At 64.7% G+C, this 16880-nt stretch carries 14 protein-coding genes and 1 tRNA gene; 13 read left to right on the top strand and 2 right to left on the bottom strand.

Annotated elements, in window-relative coordinates; genetic code table 11:
- The first annotated feature begins 31 nt into the window (after positions 1-31).
- Positions 32-1423 (top strand): radical SAM protein, encoded by a 1392-nt coding sequence (locus tag ABFD92_08155; protein MEN6504496.1) that lies wholly within the window; start codon positions 32-34, stop codon positions 1421-1423.
- Between the two features lie 333 nt (positions 1424-1756).
- Here ABFD92_08155 and ABFD92_08160 read toward each other — a convergent pair whose 3' ends face one another.
- The gene (locus tag ABFD92_08160; GenBank protein ID MEN6504497.1) at positions 1757-2149 is read right to left on the bottom strand and encodes a hypothetical protein; all 393 of its coding nucleotides are present in this window, start codon (positions 2147-2149) and stop codon (positions 1757-1759) included.
- A 243-nt stretch (positions 2150-2392) separates the two neighbouring features.
- Here ABFD92_08160 and ABFD92_08165 point away from each other — a divergent pair.
- Both ABFD92_08165 and ABFD92_08170 read left to right on the top strand, forming a co-directional pair.
- Positions 2393-2468, top strand: a tRNA-Pro gene (locus ABFD92_08165).
- Positions 2469-2670: 202 nt separating this feature from the next.
- Positions 2671-3639: a hypothetical protein gene (locus ABFD92_08170; GenBank protein MEN6504498.1), complete on the top strand. Its 969-nt coding sequence runs from the start codon at positions 2671-2673 to the stop codon at positions 3637-3639.
- A 913-nt stretch (positions 3640-4552) separates the two neighbouring features.
- Here the strand turns inward: ABFD92_08170 and ABFD92_08175 are convergent.
- A complete protein-coding gene (locus tag ABFD92_08175; protein MEN6504499.1) occupies positions 4553-6127 on the bottom strand; it encodes a metallophosphoesterase in 1575 nt (524 codons plus the stop codon).
- 100 nt (positions 6128-6227) lie between these two features.
- On the opposite strand from ABFD92_08175, the gene ABFD92_08180 reads away from it, so the two are divergent.
- The 10 genes from ABFD92_08180 to ABFD92_08225 all read left to right on the top strand — a co-directional run bounded on the left by ABFD92_08180 (position 6228) and on the right by ABFD92_08225 (position 16860).
- A complete protein-coding gene (locus tag ABFD92_08180; GenBank protein MEN6504500.1) occupies positions 6228-7196 on the top strand; it encodes a metallophosphoesterase in 969 nt (322 codons plus the stop codon).
- Between the two features lie 71 nt (positions 7197-7267).
- Entirely contained in the window at positions 7268-8725 is a 1458-nt protein-coding gene (locus tag ABFD92_08185; GenBank protein MEN6504501.1) for a sialate O-acetylesterase, read from the top strand.
- Positions 8726-9084: 359 nt separating this feature from the next.
- A complete protein-coding gene (locus ABFD92_08190) occupies positions 9085-9321 on the top strand; it encodes a hypothetical protein (protein MEN6504502.1) in 237 nt (78 codons plus the stop codon).
- A 22-nt stretch (positions 9322-9343) separates the two neighbouring features.
- Positions 9344-10117, top strand: a complete 774-nt coding sequence (locus tag ABFD92_08195; GenBank protein MEN6504503.1) for a hypothetical protein — start codon at positions 9344-9346, stop codon at positions 10115-10117.
- Positions 10118-10335: 218 nt separating this feature from the next.
- A complete protein-coding gene (locus tag ABFD92_08200; GenBank protein ID MEN6504504.1) occupies positions 10336-13062 on the top strand; it encodes a DUF3656 domain-containing protein in 2727 nt (908 codons plus the stop codon).
- On the top strand, positions 13062-13403 hold the full coding sequence (locus ABFD92_08205; GenBank protein ID MEN6504505.1) for a hypothetical protein: 342 nt from the start codon (positions 13062-13064) through the stop codon (positions 13401-13403). The genes ABFD92_08200 and ABFD92_08205 overlap by 1 nt, the downstream gene beginning before the upstream one ends.
- Positions 13404-13480: 77 nt before the next feature.
- A complete protein-coding gene (locus ABFD92_08210; protein ID MEN6504506.1) occupies positions 13481-13948 on the top strand; it encodes a hypothetical protein in 468 nt (155 codons plus the stop codon).
- A 128-nt stretch (positions 13949-14076) separates the two neighbouring features.
- Positions 14077-15234: a hypothetical protein gene (locus tag ABFD92_08215; GenBank protein ID MEN6504507.1), complete on the top strand. Its 1158-nt coding sequence runs from the start codon at positions 14077-14079 to the stop codon at positions 15232-15234.
- Positions 15235-15258: 24 nt separating this feature from the next.
- Positions 15259-15540, top strand: coding sequence for a small basic protein (locus ABFD92_08220; protein MEN6504508.1), 282 nt, complete (start codon positions 15259-15261; stop codon positions 15538-15540).
- A 204-nt stretch (positions 15541-15744) separates the two neighbouring features.
- Positions 15745-16860: an aminotransferase class I/II-fold pyridoxal phosphate-dependent enzyme gene (locus tag ABFD92_08225; GenBank protein ID MEN6504509.1), complete on the top strand. Its 1116-nt coding sequence runs from the start codon at positions 15745-15747 to the stop codon at positions 16858-16860.
- Positions 16861-16880: the final 20 nt, after the last annotated feature.

Below are 16880 nucleotides of genomic sequence, written 5' to 3' on the forward strand. Positions count from 1 at the left end.
CCATGCCTCCACAAGACAGGACCTTGCACCGATGCGACTCTATTTGATCAATCCACACAACCCGCTGGTCACGCTGACCAATACCAAGGAAAGCCGCTGGAACCGCTATCGTGTCTGGAAACCGCTGGGACTGATGGTGCTGGCCGGCCTGACGCCGGGGGACTGGGAAATCACCATCATCGACGAGAATCGCGGCCTGCCCGACTACGCCGCCATGCCCACGCCCGATCTGGTGGGGATCACGGCCTTCACGTCCCAGGCCAGCCGCGCGTACCAGGCAGCCGCCGAGTTTCGCGCCCGCGGCGTGAAAGTCGTCATGGGCGGCATCCACGCGACGATGTGTCCGCAGGAAGCCCAGCGCCACGTCGACGCCATCGTCACCGGCGAGGCCGAGAGCATCTGGGCCACCGTGCTGGCCGACGCGGCCGCCGGGCGCCTGCAGCCGCTGTACGCCGGCATCCACACCGATCTGTGCAACGTGCCGCCGGCACGGCACGACCTGCTGCGCGACGATTACGCTTTCGGCGCGATCCAGACGACGCGCGGCTGTCCGCTGAGCTGCAGTTTCTGCAGCGTGTCGGCGTTTAACGGCACGCGCTACCGCCACCGCCCGGTCGAGAAGGTGGTCGAGGAGTTCCGCTCGATCCCCGAGACGTGGGTGCTCGTCGTCGACGACAATCTCATCGGGACCACCAAGGCCCACATCGAGCGGGCCAAGGACCTGTTCCGCGCGCTCATCGCCGCGAACCTCCGCAAGAAGTGGATCGCCCAGGTCACCATCAACATTGCCGACGACGAGGAGTTGCTGGCGCTGGCGCGCAAAGCCGGCTGCCGCGGCGTGTTCATCGGTTTCGAGTCGGCCAGCGTGGCCGGGCTGACCGAAGTGGGCAAGAAGTTCAATCTGCTCAAAGGGCGCGATTTCGCCCAGTCCGTCAAGCGCATCCGCCGGCACAAGATGCTGGTGGTCGGCTCGTTCATCATGGGTCTGGACGCCGACGAACCTGGCATCGGGCGCCGGATCGCCAACGTCGCCCGCAGCTACGGGGTGGACATCCTCAACACGCTCTTCCTGACGCCCCTGCCGGGCACGCGGCTGTGGGACCAGATGAAGGCCGACGACCGGATCGTCTCGCGCGACTTCCCCGACGACTGGAAGTACTACACCCTGGGATTCCCCACCGCGCGGTACAAGAACTTCACCGTCTCGCAGATCATGACCGAGATGGACACCTGCGACCACACGTTCTATTCGCTGCCGCGAATCCTGCGCCGCCTGGCCGAGGGGCTCATCGCCGGCCGCCGCCCGCTGCTGGCACTGATCGCGAACCTCTCGTACCGCAACAACGCCCGCCTGGCCCGGCGAAGCTACCGCCTGATGAACTCCCTCCACGCCGCCATCACCCCCCTGGCCGCGGCCGAGTAGCACGGGCGTCTCGCCCGTAAGTAGCATGGGCGTCCCGCCCATGCTCTTGCCGTGTGGCATGGGCGTCTCGCCCATGCGCGTGTCGCGGACGTCTCGTCCGCGCATCCCCGAACCGACTCCCACGGTCAGCGCCACGCACAACGGAGTTGTGCGTGGCACCCCGCCCCCATGCGCATGTCGCGGGCGTCTCGCCCATGAGCATGGGTGCCGTGGCGCGCAGGGCCGAAGGCTCGGAGAGCCACGATCCCCAAACTCGCCCACTCGCGATCCTGTCGTGGCTGTCGGGCTAAAGCCCTCCCGCCACGGCACCTGGCTTCCCGCCCGTGCTGCTTCTTACGCCTTGCCAGCCTTGGCGCGCTTGCCCTTACCGGCTTTTCCAGCCTTGCCGGCTTTGAGTCCGCGGATCTCGCGGATCTGCTTGCGGGTGGCCTGGCGAATCTCTTTGATCTTGGCCTTCTGGTCGGCCGTCAGGGTCTTGCGGACTTCCTGTCGGGCAGCCTTCTTCGCCGCTTTGTCTTTGCCCTTGGCGTCGTCGAGCACTTTCTTCTGCGCGTCGGTCAGGACGGCCCGGACCTGGTCCTTGGTCGCCTGGCGGATTTCCTTGATCTTGGCCTTATTCTCGGCCGTCAGTCCCGCCTTCTTGCCCTGCTTCTGCGCCGCCATCGCCGGCCCGCACAGCAGCGCCCCTGCCGCCAACGCAACCAACGTCATGCTCAACTTCGTCATGCCGATTCTCCATTGCGTCCCGAATCTTTCCAGCCACACAGCCGCCAAGGCCCAGGACAGACACGTTCAACTAAGCCTTACGCAGCGGCGCAGACGGTATTGCACGCGGCAAAAACATTTGCCACAAAGGTCACAAAGAACACGAAGAGGGGCAGACGGAACTGGGGATTGTTAATCCTTGGGCGACGACTTGACATTCATGCGCCGCGCTATGATAATTCCATTCGCGACTACGTTGCTTATCGGGGCGTGGCGCAGCTTGGTTTAGCGTGCTTGACTGGGGGTCAAGAGGTCGAGGGTTCAAATCCCTCCGCCCCGACGTCACGAAGAAAGGCCGTCCCCTAAAAGGACGGCTCTTCTTCAATTTGGCCTTTAGCGTGGTCGCTGCGGCGACAGGTCGAGGGTTCAAACCCCTCCGCCCCGACGTCACGAAGAAAGGCCGCCCCCCAAGGGGCCTTTCCTGTTCCGGCGGCACCTGCTCCTTTTGCGAAGAAACCTTTGCCAGATTGGGAGATTTGCCAGTGATTACTGCTCTGATTGAGCGATTCCGGGCCGCGACCGCGTCGAGGAAGTTCTGGTATGTTGTGTGGCTTCTATCCATCGCTGGTCTGGCGGCGTGGTTAGTCTCCAACCCAATCAGAGGCAAGTTACCCGCCTGGGACGTGGTGCCGCTGCTGCTGGGCGCGGTTTTGATGGCGATTTTTGCGACCGTCCATGAACTCTACCGCCGTACGTGGGGCACGGTTGGAATGGTCGCCGTTGCGATGGCCTCCATGATTGGCAACATCACCATTCGCCTGGAAGGCGGTCTATTTGGCACTCGGACGATCTTGACTTCGCTACTCACGGTCGCCGGCGCATGGTTCTTCTGGCGCGACCGTGGCAAGGACGACCAGCTCTTCCGTGTACCCGGCGAACTCGGGGCAGCCGCAAAGGACCTCGAGCGACTGCTTGGCCGCGGCCACGAAGCCTACCGTTGCTTTGTTGGACGCTCCATGCTGGGTCAAACCAGTCGTGTGGCCGACTGGCTGGAGAGGGTATATGAGGATCACGCGACCGGCAAAGTCACCGCTTTGTTCGTGGAGATGGAGCGATTCGACATCAACACTGACCTGTGGACCATTCAGGGGTTCGCCTTCAGCATGCCGGCAGAGGAACTCATGGAAGATCTCGAGTACAACCTCGGAGAATACGACAGCGCTCTGGAGGAAACGCTGGCATTGACCGGAATGGAAGATCTCCAGGCAGTATTCGCTCGTGCCCGGGAACAAGACTCATCCACCGAGCCCGAGCAGTCATATGCGTTCGATCTGATGACGGTTCGCATGCAGCAGCTAATCGCAGCCGCCCACAAGGAGCTTGCACGCCGGGATCATGAGGCCGCAAGAGTTCGACTGTTCGCAAATGCCCACGATACCTGTTGGGTCCCGCTTTGCTCTCCAGCGATCAAAGGCAAACATCCTCACACGTCCTCGGACCGTCGCGGCTGAAACGATCTGCTGCACGGCTAGATTGAGCTGCACACTGGCTTCTTGGCAAGGCATTCCAAGCCGGGGCTTGAAATATTGTTCATGCATCCCAGGCCCGTTCACGGGCCTTCGTCCTACCGAAGGGATGCCTAGCCCCGGCCTTTGAGGCCCGGGGGTCGGTAGTGCAACAACCCGTTTGTTTTTTAGCGTGCTTCAGCACGCTTACTGCCCAGCCCGCAGGTAAGCACGCTGAAGCGTGCTCGAAGAAAAGAGGGAACGGCAATCGTCGTTTCACCCCGCCGCAAACGGCGGGGCTAAGCCCGGCTCCGCCGGGACAAAGGCCGCTCAAGCGGCCTGTTCCCGACCCCCGTGCTGCCGTTAATCTGCCGTTAAAGTGCCGTTATAGTGCCGTTAAATCAGGCCTCTTCGCACCTTCGCCCTTCGTGCCTTTGTGGCAAGACTCCCTGCTGTTCCCGCCGCCGACGTCGTGCGACTCTTGCGGCGAAAACGGCCGTCAAAGAGCCGCAAATCAGCCAGACGGCCCAGCACGGAATCACGAGCAACGTGAACCTCGCTGGCGGCATCTGCCACGCAAAAGGCGGACGATACCTTCCCTGCACTACTTCAAATTGCAAAAGCCCACTGCGTGAGGCCACATCAAAACCCACCCCAGTACACCACTGCTGCACTAGCTTGTCGGAGGGTTCACACACCAGCACGAAGGATGTATCCCGCTTCCAGTTGGTGAATCGATTGAACAGGAAGTCCCCCTTCCCCACGCCCAGTTCGCAGTGGGTGCCAAATGGGCCCCACAGCAGGAGCATACTATGGCCGTAGCTCACGCCCCAGAGTCCGCTTACCACCAACCACAGAATTATCGAAATGGCCAACCCTGCGTAGCCCCAGCGCCTGTTCATGTCCTCACCCTATCTTCTCAATCCGCCGTGCGTCTTGGACCGCCGATGCCGTTGTTGTGGTAGCCGCCCTGCTGGACATCGGGGCTGGCGTCGGGCTTGATCTCGCTGACGGTCAGGCTCTTGATCGTCGCGTCGCCGCCCTCGGCTGACTGCGTAACCGCCCCTGGCGTGCAGTCGGCCTTGAGCTGCTTCTCGATGAAGAAATACCCGTCGGCCCAGACGGTGACCATGCCCTTCTGCACGAAGACCCTCAGGTTCAGCAGCTTGTCGGCCTGCTTGATGTCGAACCGCAGCGGCGCGCCGTCGACGATCAGATGATCGCCGGTGTACTCGATCTTCAGGGCGGCCGCCTTGCCGGTAATGCTCATCACCACACGCTTGGCGCTGCCGGGGTCGATCTGGGCCTGGATGAAGGCCTTGGTGGTTGTGAAGGGGACGGCCTCGCCGGCGCCGGCCAGCGGTTTGTTCTCGACCTTCGTTACGTTGCCAAAGAGCTTCGTGACGGCACTGAGCAGCACGTGGGTGTCCCAGAGCATCGGGCAGCGGCGGCTGTGCGTGAAGGGCTTGCTCTTGCAGCCCAGGCAGTAGTACCCGCTGTGGACGCCGGTGTCGGTAACGACGACGGCGTTGCAGTTGCCCAGCGGCTTGTAGTCATGCACGGTCACCATCGGGGCCGGCCAGTTCATCCAGTAAATGCTCTGGTGGTTGTGCCCGGCGTGGATGAGCTGGACGTTGTAGTCCTTGAGCATCTTATGGAACTTGGCCCCGTCGGGGTTGGGGTAGTGATAGCTCAGGATGATTCGCTTGCCCTTGGGCTGGGCCTTGAAGTCGCGTTCGAGCCACTCGACGACCTCTGGGCGGACGGCTTCCTCATAGCAGTCGATCCCGACAAAGTGAACGTCGGCATAATCGAACGCCCACCGCATGGGACCCAGGTCTTTCGTCCAGGCGCCGTGGCCTTCGAGTTCGGGTTTGCCCGGGGCGACGACGTCATGATTGCCGATAACGTGCAGGAACGGGACTTTGAACTTCTTCTCGGCGTCGGTCAGCACGGCGAAGGTCTGGCCTTGCGGGCTCTCGCCGAAGCTCGTATCGCCGGTGTCGAGAACGAACTTCACATCGCTGCCCAGGCTGTTGACAAACTCGGCGAAGGCGTCGCAACCGTTGGGGAAACGGCAGTGGCTGTCACTGTGCTGGAGGTACATGAACGGCAGCGCCTGCTTGTCTTCTCGCAGGCCGAAATGAACCGCCGCGGGGTCCTTCATATCCGCCAGGGTCACCCAATAGCGGCCGGTGGGCCACTTGCCCGACGGCCAGCAGACGTTGATCGCCTGGGCGGGTCGGAACTTGAACATGGGGTCTGCCGCGGGCTTGATCGTGTACGACCCGTCATCGCCGGTAACGACGAACTCCTTACCGTCAGTGATCCGCACGCCGGCGATTCCCTTCTCGCCGGCATCGAGCACACCGTTGGCGTTGGCGTCGAGAAACACCTTGCCGCTGACCGCTTGCGGCGTAGCGGGCTGCCCGTGCGCCGAAGTCCAACCGAGCCCCGCCGCCAGAACGATCAATGCACAATTACGGATGTTCATGAGGTTCTCCAGGACGCGATGATACCAGAAACAAATGCGCCTGTCGCCACGCCATGCCGCCCACCGGCGGGTTCAATACACTGCCCTTACTGGAGCGATCATGCACAATCGAATCTGGATTTCCGCGGCCGCGTGTACGGTGCTGTTGGCGATAGGCCTTTCCTGGGCGGATGAACCTGCCGCCGCCCCGCCCCCCCCTGCCGCGTCGCAGCCGGCCAGTGCCTCGGGTCCGGTGACGATCACCATATTCAGCACCAACGACATTCACGATCACATGGAAGGCTTTCAGCAGGTCATCGGGTATGTCCGCGCATTCCGCGCCAAAGACCCCAACGCCCTGCTGCTGGACGCCGGCGACATGACCGGCACGGGCGAAGAAGCCCTGGGGATCACGCGGGCCGAGGCCATGTGGTGCATGGCCCTGGCGGCGAGGTACGACGCCGTCATTTTCGGCAATCACGACCACGGCAACGGCAAGGCCCGCCTGATCGAACTGGGCGAGAAGTACCCGGCCATGCCGATGCTGATGGCCAACGTCAAGTTCGGCGAAAAGGAACAGGACCTGGCCAATCGCTTCCCCCCGTATAAGATGTTCCAGTTCCAGGGGGTGAAGGTGGCCGTCATCGGCGTCTCGTCCTCCGACGTCCGCTACACCAAGAAGAACCGCTTCGAGTTGTATTACGAAGTGCCGATCGTACACCAGTACGTGCGCAAGCTCCGCAAGGAAGCCGACATCATCATCGCCATCACGCACCTCGACGAAGGCTCCGACTTTGCCATCGGCTCGGGCCCCGACGCGCCGGACTTGATCGTCGGCGGGCACTCCCATGGCGCCCCCTGCACCGTCTGGGGACGCGAGAAGAAGAGCTTCCTGATCAAGGCAGGGCGGTACGGCCGGGTGCTGGGCAAGGTGACGATCGTCTGGGACGGCTCGAAGATCAGCAGCCTCAAAGGCGAGTTGCTGGGCCCGACGAAGGATTGGCCTGAAGATGAGCCGGTGACGACCTTGCTCAAGGCGTATCGCAAGGCGAATGAAGAACGCAAGGCCAAGGAAAGCAGCAACAAATAGGATCCTGCGGGCGTGGAAAGCTGCCAGGCCCCAAGCAGCAGGATCATGCAATACAATCGAAAGGGATAGTGATGACACTGAGGCACTCTCTGGCAGTTCTGGCGGCGGTGGTTACAGTCGGCGGCGGTTCGCTTTCGGTCCAGGCCAAGCCGCGCAAGGCCCCGCCGGCGCCGCCGGCTCTTCCGGCGGCAGGCGTACTGCATCTGCCGGCGGTGATCGGGTCAAACATGGTGCTGCAGCGCGACGTACCGCTGCCGATCTGGGGCTGGGCCGGCGCCGGCCACAAGGTCACCGTCAAGCTCGGCGGCGTTGAGAAGACCGCCACGGCCGACGACAAGGGCAAGTGGACGCTCACGCTGCCGGCGCAGAAGTCCGGCGGCGAGGCGCTGACGATGACGGTATCAGCCCCGCCGGCCCCCGGAACGGACAAGCCCCAGGTGATCGAGCTGACGAACATTCTCGTTGGCGAGGTGTGGCTGGCGTCGGGTCAATCGAACATGGAATGGGGCGTTGCCGGCTCGCGCGACGCGGCCAAGGAAATCGCCGCGGCCAAGTTGCCTCGCATCCGCCTGTTCAATGTTCCCAAGGTGCAGACCGGCGCCCCATCGCACGATGTCGCCGCGCAGTGGGTCGAGTGCTCGCCCGAGTCGGTCCGCGGCTTTTCCGCCGTGGCGTTCTTCTTCGGCCGCGTCATCAATAAAGAACTCGACGTGCCCGTCGCCCTGATCAACGCCTCGTGGGGCGGATCGCCCATCCAGCCGTGGACGCCGCCGGCCGGTTACGAACTGGTGCCCCGGTTCAAGACGGTCAAGGTCCAGCCGGGCCCGGCAACGATGTTCAACGGCATGGTGGCCCCGCTGGCGCCCTTCGCCATCCGCGGCGCGCTGTGGTACCAGGGCGAGACGAACTGCATTCAGAACGACGGTCTCTTCTACACCGAGCGTATGAAGGCCCTGGTGCTGGGCTGGCGGAAGGTATGGAACCAGGGCGACTTCCCCTTCTACTCGGTGCAGATCGCACCCTGGGCCGGGTACAAACCCTCCCTGCCGACATTCTGGCAGGCGCAGCTCGACTCGGTCAGGCTCATCCCGAACACCGGGTTGGCCCAGACGACGGACCTGGTGGCCGATGTCGGCAATATCCACCCCGTCGACAAGGTCGACGTCGGCGCTCGCCTGGCGCGGCTGGCACTGAAGGGCGCGTACGGCCGCAAGGACGTCGTCACCTCCGGTCCGACGTTCAAGGCGATGACGGTCAAGAACGGCAAGGCGGTCGTCACGTTCGACGGCGTCGCCGGCGGTTTGGCGAGCAAGGACGACAAGGAGTTGGCGTGCTTCGAGATTGCCGGGGCCGACAAGAAGTTCGTCCCCGCCAAAGCCACCATCGAAGGAAACACCGTCGTCGTCAGCGCCGCCGAGGTGCCCGTGCCCGTGGCGGTGCGGATGAGCTGGTCGAACACGGCCCGGCCGAACCTGGTCAGCCAAGAAGGCCTGCCCGCCTGGCCGTTCCGCACGGACGACTGGGAATAGCAGGAAGACTCACCGCAGAGATCGCAGAAGACGCGGATGGATGGTTGGTTGGAGGGTTGGATGGATGGCGCGCCCGTGTCTCCGCAGCAGCTTCGGAAAGAGAAGTTGGGCCATAGAGACACAGAGAAAACGAAAAGATGGGTATAAGAGACCGGGTGCTGCCGCCTTTAACTTTTCCTGACTCTGTGAGCTCTGTGTCTCTGTGGCCCATAATCCGCAATCGAACTCTGCGGTGTTACGGTTCTTATTCAACTCCCTTGCGGGGCGGGCCGATACAGTTTTTGGAGGCCCGCGTAGATTCAGGTCAGGGTACGCCGGAAGATGCCTCGCCCGCTTTTGGCGGCAAGAGAGGATCAGTGATGAAGTTTGACGCCATCCTGCTGGAGGATGCGCGCGGCGGTTTCATCGCGCTGTGCCCGTCCATGCCCTGCTGCAAAGCGCGCTCGCGCAGCCGCGACGAAGCGTTGAAATCGCTGCGCCTGGCCATCAAGCGATTTCTGGCCCCGGTGCTGCGCATCAGCCCGGACCTGCTCTCGCTGAACGTGCAAGAACACGTCGCTGCATCGGAGGATATTTTCGGGCGTGCGGCAGCCTGAGAGTCGGATATACTCCTCCCCCATGAGTTCCCTCACCCTGACGTTCAGCGACAACATGCTCACCATCCACGGTCCCCATCTGCCCGGCGGCGCCGTGGAGATCTGCTACATGGAAACCTACTGCCGCGCCGGCTCGACCGCTCGCGACTGGGGGCAGACGGCCATGATGTACCAGGCCGAACTCCTCCGCATCAGCGAGGACGGCAAGCAGGTGCGCATGCGTCACACGGTCTGCGACGGGACGCTCGTCGAGCACGTCATCACGGCCGGGGCCGACGAGATCGACTTTCGCCTGACGGCGCACAACCCGACAGACAAGACCAACGAGGCGATGTGGGTTCAGCCCTGCATCCGCGTGGGGCGATTCGCCGGTTCGTGCGACGGCTGCGGTGGGATCAAGCACCTGCCCAAGTGCTTCGTCTTTCTCGACGGCGAGCTGACGCGCATGCCGACGCACGACTGGGCCACCGAAGGGCTGTACACCCCCGGGCAGACCTGGTGCCCCGAGCACGTCTGCCGCGAGGACGTCAACCCGCGCCCGCTGAGCCCGCTGGTGCCCAGCAACGGCCTCATCGGCTGTTTCAGCGGCGACGAGTCGCTGGTGCTGGCGACGGCGTGGCAGCCGTACCAGGAACTCTTCGCCGGCGTGATCACGTGCATCCACGCCGACCCGACGATCGGCCCGCTCGCCCCCGGCGAGTCGCGCGATATTTACGGAAAGATCTACATCGTCCCGGCGGACATCCCCGCCCTGCTGGCGCGATACGAGACGGACTTCCCCGAGCATTGTCGCTGAACGGGGAGGAGGACGGGGACGGGGAGTGCGGGATTACGCGGATTTGAGGGATTAAGAGGATTAGAAACGCAAGACGGGGACGGGTCGCCATGGGCAGGCAAGAAGACCAAGAGGATTAGAAACAAGGACGGGAATGGAGGAGAGTTTTCTTTCGTCCTCGTCGTCGGTTGTTTCGTTTCAGCACGGGGAGGGGGCGTCACACGGTATACTGAAGCGCCGTGACACCGACCAACACAGACAACCCGCGTCCCCCGGAACTGCTCGCCCCCGCCGGCGATGCGCGGTGCATGCAGGCGGCCATCGTCAGCGGGGCCGACGCGGTGTACTTCGGCCTGGAAGACTTCAACGCCCGGCGGCGGGCGGCCAACTTCACCCTCGACGAACTGGGGCAGACCATGGCCCTGCTGCACGACCACAACGTGCGCGGGTACGTGGCCATGAATACGCTGGTCTTTCCACAGGAGCTCGCGGCGGCGGCCGAGTTCGTGCGGGGCATCGCGGCGGCCGGGGTCGACGCGGTCATCGTGCAGGACGTCGGCCTGGCAAGGCTGATTCATGAGACCGCCCCGGCCCTGCCACTGCACGCCTCGACGCAAATGACGCTGGCCAGCCCGCGGGCGATCGCCTGGGCGGCCCGGTGCGGCATCAGGCGGGTCATCCTGCCGCGTGAGCTGTCGATCGAGCAGATTGCGGATATTGCCGCAAGCAGCAGCGTCGAGCTGGAAGTCTTCGTACACGGGGCGCTGTGCATCTCGTACAGCGGCCAGTGCCACGCCAGCGCCGTTTTGGGCCAGCGCGGCGGCGCCGACGCCCGCAGCGCCAACCGCGGACTCTGCGCCCAGCCCTGCCGCCTGCCCTGGCAGGTCCTGGTCGACGGCAAGGCGATGGACATGGCGGGGCGCCCCCACGTGCTGAGCCCCCGAGATCTGCGGGCGTACGACCTGATCCCCCAATTGCTGGCGGCCGGTGTCCAGGTCTTCAAGATCGAGGGGCGGCTCAAAGACGCCAATTACGTCGCCGCGGTGACGGCACTGTATCGCAAGGCCCTCGACGCCGCCCTTGGCGGCCGTGCGTTCACGCCCGACCAGGCCGACATCCGCGCCCAGGAGCAGTCGTTCTCGCGTGGGTTTACGCACGGGTACCTCAAGGGGCGCAACCTCGCCGCGCTGGTCGAAGGGCGAAGCCCCAAGAAGCAAGGGCGCCGTTGCGGGACGGTGATCGGCGACAATAACGGCCGCGTGCGCGTGCGGGTCGATCGGGGCGAGCATCTGGCCGCCGGCGACGGCGTGGCGTTCGATTCGCCCGGCACGGCGGAAGACTCCCAGCAAGGCGGGCGAATCTACGCGGTTCGACTGATCGACCGCGAGAAGGCGGTCGTGGAGCTGACGTTCGGCCGCGGCAGCGTCGACGCGCGCCGGGTGCGGTCCGGGTGGGTGGTCTGGAAGACCGACGACCCGGCGATGGAGAAGGAGATCGCCCGAAGCTTCGCATCGCTGGCCCCCGCGCGCCGCCGCCGGCTGTGGTTGGAAGCCTCCGCCACGCCAGGCCAGCCGCTGACCATACGGCTGCACGACGGCGCCGGGCACGAGGCGCTGGTCGCCGGCACAGTGCCGCTGGAGGCGGCGGTCAGGCATCCCCTCACGGTCGAGGTGCTCCAGGCCCAGTTCTCGCGCCTGGGCAACACGCCATATGAACTGGCCGGCGTCGAGCTGCGCTGCGGTGGCCAATGCGTTCCGCAGGCGGACGTGATGGCCCCGGTGAGCGAGCTCAACCGCATACGCCGCGAGGCCGTGGCCATTCTGCAAGCGGCCCAGCAAAAGCAGTGGCCCATCGAAAATCCCAATGCTCTTCAGACCCTGCGAGGCCGGGCCAAGATATGTGGTGTCGGCCATGCTGAACAGCAAGAGCATGGGCGAGACGCCCATGCCACACAGCAAGAGCATGGGCGGGACGCCCATGCCACACAGCAAGAGCATGGGCGAGACGCCCATGCCACACAGCAAGAGCATGGGCGAGACGCCCATGCCACACAGCAAGAGCATGGGCGAGACGCCCATGCCACACAGCAAGAGCATGGGCGAGACGCCCATGCCACACAGCAGGGCGTGCCGGCGGTGCTGGCACGCACGGTGGGACAGGTGCAGGCGGTTGGACAATGGGTCGCATCGCGGAAGATTCCCCCGCAGTGTCTGACGCTCTATCTGGAGGCGGCAGGGGAAGAGATCCTCTCGCAGATGATCTCGGCCGCCGGCGAGGCGGGCATCGCGCCGGCCCTGGTCACGCCGCAGATCGTCACTCAGGAGGATGAGCATCTCGTGCGGGCGATGCTTTTGCATGAACCCGCCGCCGTCCTGGTGCGCAGCGCCGGCGCCCTGAGCCTGCTGCAGGAACTCGCGCCGCAGGTTCCGCTGATCGCGGACTTCTCGCTCAACGCCGCCAACGAACTCTCGGCTGGGTGGCTGCTCGACAGCGGATTTGCCCGCGTGACGGCATCGCTCGATCTGGATCTGCCGCAGATCGAGGCGATGGCCGCGGGCCTGCCTGGGCAGGTGCTGGAGGTCTGCCTCTACTCGCACAGGGCGATGTTCCACAGCCAGTACTGCCTCTGGTCCGGTCGCGTGGAGCCCCGCGCCGGCTCCGGCGCCTGCCGCCGCGCGTGCCGCGGGCACTCGCTGGCGTTGGCCCCGACAACAGGCGGACTGGCCGCGGGCGGGCTGAACATCCCCGGCCGTGCCATGCCGGTACTCCGCGACGCCACCTGCCGCAGCACGATCTATGCCCCCCGCGCGAGCTTTCATCGCGACTGGCCCGGCGCGCTGATCCGCGCCGGCGTGGCGGTCTTGCGGGCGGAGTTTCTCGACGAAGACGCCCCCGAGGTCACGCGCACGCTGGAGGCCTTGTGGGGTGCATCCAAGGCCGCTATGATGAATGGCCGAGGCGGTTGATGAACGCGATGCCCACGATGATGCGATGGTTGCTTGCCGTGCTGGTGGCGGTTGCCCCGCTGGCCATGCCGCGCACATCCCTGTCGGCAGAGAGCGCCCATGGAGACCGCAGCGCCCTGAAGGAGCGCCAGGACGAGCCGGTGCTGCTGTTCCTGGCCAACCGGACGGACGGCCACCTGACGCTGCTGCCCAAGAGCCCAGCCGCTCCGGCCTGGGCTCCGCAATGTATCTTCGGCGTGGACGTTCCGTGTTGGCGTGAAGAGCTTGATCTGCCATGCGCCCCCGGCGCCAGTTCCCCCCACCGCTCCCTGCTGCAACTCAAGAGCTTGCTGACGATCTGATACGCCCTCCGGCGCAGCCTCAGAATCCGTAAGCCTACTTGAACATGCGTGCGCGCACGCAGACTGGGAGTACATCCATGGCGGCTTCAGCCCCCACTACAATCGACACGGTTCTTTCAAACGTCAGCGCCCTGCTGGATCAATCACGTTGCGAGGACGCGTTGAACCTTATCAGCCATTGCGGCATCAACTCGATCCGATTGGCCAACGCCCGCGGCGTGTGCCTGCTCCGGATAGGGCGCGTTGAGCAGGCGCTGGCTATCTTTCGCGACCTGGTATACCCGCGTGGCGCGTTTTCCATCCCCGACGGCACGCCGGCGGAGTTCCAGGCCAACTACGTCTCGGCATTGCTGGCCGCGGGCAATATTACTATCGCCAAGTCGCTGCTGGGGCAGATCGACCAGCAGGGCCACCCCTCGATCGTGAAGATCAAGGACGCCATGGCCCGGTGGCGAAAGAGCGTCGGGCTCGTCGCTCGGGCAAAACTGCTGCTGGGCGGTCCGCTGACAAAACCGGTTCTGGATTATGCCCCCGGCGACCTGTGAACCGTTTGGCCAGCGCCGTCGCCGTGGGCGGCGGTAAATCCGCCCTCCACAATCCTTGACAGGCGCGGGCGGGGGCGATACCATGCTCCACTGCCGGACGTAACGCCCTGATGGGCAAGGACAACGGCGTGGCGAGAAAAAAGGATGTTGAAGCGCTCTTTGAGGTAATTACCAAGAGCAAGAGCGGCGGCAAAGACATGCCGGGTCTGACCATCCCCGAGTGGATGCGCAAACCCGTCTCGCCGGAGGCGCAGCCGCAGGACTCGACGCCGCCGATCAGCGACGACCTGTCCGACGACAGCGACCTTCCGCCGCTGGAGCTGCCTCCCCCGCGGAAGACAGCGGTGGCGCCCGCAGTGCCCGCGGCACCGGCCAAACCGGCGACGGTCAATCCGCCGGCCAAGCCCGCAGCGGCTGAGCCCCCGGCGGCAGTGCGAGCGACGGTGACCGAGCCGATACTGCCGGCACGAAAATCGGATGCAGCGTCGGCGGTCGATACGGCCCCGACGGCGCCGGCGGTTGTCGCCCCGCCCTCGCGGCCGGCGCCACGGCGCCCGTTGCGGATGCCTCAGATGTCGCCGCCGGGCAGCGGTCAGGGCGTGGGCTTTCCGGCACAGTCGCTGCTGGCGTCGCTCAAGCCGGTGGTGAAGATCGAGAACCGGCAGTTGTCGCTGGTGTTTACGCCGGCCAGTATGGCGGTGATGGCGGGCGCTGCGATGCTGCTGCTGATCGCGATGTTTGTGGTGGGATGGTTCTCTCGCCCTGCCCGGCCGGCCGAGTTATCGCCGGCCCAGGTGCGGGCGATCCTGGAAAAGGTCCGCCCGCAGTTGGAAGGCCAGGGCGTCAACTGGGAACAGATGCTGGCTATGTTGCCGGGCCAGCCGACCGGTCCGGCGCCGCAGCCGCAGCAGCAACAACAGCAGCAGCAGCAAGATCGCCAGGCCGTACCGCCGACGCGGACGGTGGGCAAGAGCTACATGATTATTCAGGGCCTGGGCGGCAAGAGCACTGAGGACCTGCGGGAAGCCTGGCGCATCCAGAAGTTCTGCAGCGAGGGCGAGTTTCCCGCCACGGTCAGCCTGCTTCAGGGACAATACGTGATCTACTCGCTGACGGGCTTCGACACGCCTGACGAGGCGGCAGCGAAAGAGTACGCAGAGAAAATCAGAGTGCTGGGTCAGAAATACAAGACGCAGACCCAGGGACGCGAGTTCAAACAAACCGACCCGCAGGGGCGCTGGCCGTGGTTCCTGAAGTATTCCGGACCCGGGCCCGCTGCGGGATAGACGACCAGGTGGAGTAATTCAATCATGACGTTGGATCGTACACTCAAGAGCGGCGCCGGACTTCACAGAGCCCGAAGCGTCCTGACCCGTGCCGAACGCATCGCCAAGCTGACGGAAGAGGGCAAGTTCGACCCCGCCGCCAACAGCCCCCTGGCCCTGCCCAAGGTGCGCGTGCGCACCTCCAAGGCCGGCACCAAGAGCAAGAAGGCCGCGGAAGAAACCCCCGCCGAGGGCGCGCCCGCTGAAGGCGCCGCCGCGGCCGCTGCCCCCGCCGCAAAGGAAAAGGGCGGCAAGGGCAAGGACTAGTCCTTACCGCGGTGGCACAGGCTTTCGGACCTGTGAAAGTCACGGCCCCCCTGCAGAGGGTGTTATGCCCGGTGCCGTGGCGGCCGGCTGCAAGCCGGCAGCCACGATCCCCGACGCAGGTGCAGTCGTGGCTGTCGGTCCTTTGGCCTCCCGCCACGGCACCAACCCAGTCACAGCCTGGAAAGGCTGTGCCACGATACGTCTATGTTGCGCAAAAGCCATTCCATCGCCGATCGCATGCGGCTGCTCGATGCCTCGGGCATTCGAAAGGTCTTCGACCTGGCCGCGAAGATGAAAGACCCGATCAACCTCTCGATCGGTCAGCCGGATTTCGACGTGCCCGCGGCCGCCAAGGAACAAGCCATCGAGGCCATCCGCGCGGGCATGAACAAGTACACGCAGACGCAGGGCCTGGAGCAGCTTCGCGCGGTGATCGCCGACCAGTGCCGCACGGAGTTCGGATGGGACGCGAGCCACCCGTACCTGATCACCTCGGGTGTCTCGGGCGCGTTGATGCTGGCGATGCTGTGTACCATCAATCCCGGCGATGAGGTGGTGCTGCTCGAACCGTACTTCGTGATGTACAGCCATCTGGTGAATCTCGCCGGCGGCGTGCCCGTTCCAGTCGACACGTATCCGGACTTCCGCCCCGACCCGGAGAAGATCGCCCGCGCCATCACCGACCGCACGCGCATGCTGATCGTCAACTCTCCGTCCAACCCCACCGGGTACGTCTGGAGCCGCGAGGAGCTCGATGCGGTGGCGGCGGTGGCAGCCAAACGCGACCTGCTGGTGATCTCGGACGAGATCTACAACCTCTTCTGCTACGATCGCCCCTTCGTGTCGATGGCGTCGGTGTACGAGAACACGCTGCTGATGCGCGGGTTCTCCAAGAGCTACGCGATGACCGGCTGGCGCGTGGGTTGGTGCAGCGGCCCGGCGCCGATCATCGAGAAGATGACGATGCTTCAGCAGTACAGTTTCGTCTGCGCCCCGAGCATCGCGCAGGTGGCGTGCTGCCAGGCGCTCAACGAGGACATGTCCGCCCAGGCGGCGGCCTACAAGCGCAAGCGCGACATGGTGTACGACGCGCTGGGCCCTTCGATGGGCCTGGTCAAGCCCGGCGGAGCGTTCTACGCGTTCGTGCCCGCCCCCGGCGGAAACGCCACGGCGTTTGTGGAAAAGGCCATCGCCAACAACGTGCTGGTCATTCCGGGGAAGGTCTTCTCCTCGCGCGACACGCACTTCCGCCTTTCCTACGCTACCGGCGACGAGCAACTCGCTCGCGGGCTGGCGATCCTGGCGGACCAGGCCCGCTGACGCGACCCGGCGGCAGGTCA

This window comes from Planctomycetaceae bacterium (genome assembly GCA_039680605.1).
Lineage (GTDB): Bacteria > Planctomycetota > Phycisphaerae > SM23-33 > SM23-33 > JAJFUU01.

Bases quoted from the DNA above. Each gene is read 5' to 3' on its own strand.
- ABFD92_08210 (MEN6504506.1), top strand. From the start codon at position 13,481: ATGGCGGCTTCAGCCCCCACTACAATCGACACGGTTCTTTCAAACGTC.
- ABFD92_08155 (MEN6504496.1), top strand. From the start codon at position 32: ATGCGACTCTATTTGATCAATCCACACAACCCGCTGGTCACGCTGACC.
- ABFD92_08175 (MEN6504499.1), bottom strand. From the start codon at position 6,127: ATGAACATCCGTAATTGTGCATTGATCGTTCTGGCGGCGGGGCTCGGT.
- ABFD92_08195 (MEN6504503.1), top strand. From the start codon at position 9,344: ATGAGTTCCCTCACCCTGACGTTCAGCGACAACATGCTCACCATCCAC.
- ABFD92_08205 (MEN6504505.1), top strand. From the start codon at position 13,062: ATGAACGCGATGCCCACGATGATGCGATGGTTGCTTGCCGTGCTGGTG.
- ABFD92_08220 (MEN6504508.1), top strand. From the start codon at position 15,259: ATGACGTTGGATCGTACACTCAAGAGCGGCGCCGGACTTCACAGAGCC.
- ABFD92_08185 (MEN6504501.1), top strand. From the start codon at position 7,268: ATGACACTGAGGCACTCTCTGGCAGTTCTGGCGGCGGTGGTTACAGTC.
- ABFD92_08160 (MEN6504497.1), bottom strand. From the start codon at position 2,149: ATGACGAAGTTGAGCATGACGTTGGTTGCGTTGGCGGCAGGGGCGCTG.
- ABFD92_08225 (MEN6504509.1), top strand. From the start codon at position 15,745: ATGTTGCGCAAAAGCCATTCCATCGCCGATCGCATGCGGCTGCTCGAT.
- ABFD92_08180 (MEN6504500.1), top strand. From the start codon at position 6,228: ATGCACAATCGAATCTGGATTTCCGCGGCCGCGTGTACGGTGCTGTTG.
- ABFD92_08190 (MEN6504502.1), top strand. From the start codon at position 9,085: ATGAAGTTTGACGCCATCCTGCTGGAGGATGCGCGCGGCGGTTTCATC.